The sequence below is a fragment of the Streptomyces diastatochromogenes genome (assembly GCF_002242805.1).
GTDB classification, from domain to species: domain Bacteria; phylum Actinomycetota; class Actinomycetes; order Streptomycetales; family Streptomycetaceae; genus Streptomyces; species Streptomyces diastatochromogenes.
On sequence record NZ_MCGQ01000233.1, the window covers coordinates 1 to 267 of the forward strand.

Consider the following 267-nt stretch of genomic DNA (forward strand, 5'->3'; position numbering starts at 1 on the left):
GCTGAAGTGCGCCACGGTGCCGTTGACGTGCGGATTCCCCGACGGGGTGAACCGGGGCGGCCCACGTTGCGAAGGCGGCAGGCCGCGCATGACCATCGTGGCGCCGGCACCGACTGTGCCGGCCTCGGATGAAAGTCGTAGCCGCCTTTGTAAGTGGCGGCGGCCTGTTCCTTTTCCGAGTGGGAGGTGATCATCGTGGCGTCGAGGTCCAGGACCAGGCCGGGAAGTTCTCCTCCGCCGGCCGGGACGGCGGAGGAGAACTTCCCG

Annotated in this window: 1 pseudogene; it reads right to left on the bottom strand. The window is 68.5% G+C overall.

What is annotated here, in order from left to right:
• Nucleotides 1-125: 125 nt before the first annotated feature.
• A pseudogene (locus tag BEK98_RS49745) lies at nt 126-267 on the bottom strand (IS1380 family transposase); the annotation flags it as partial.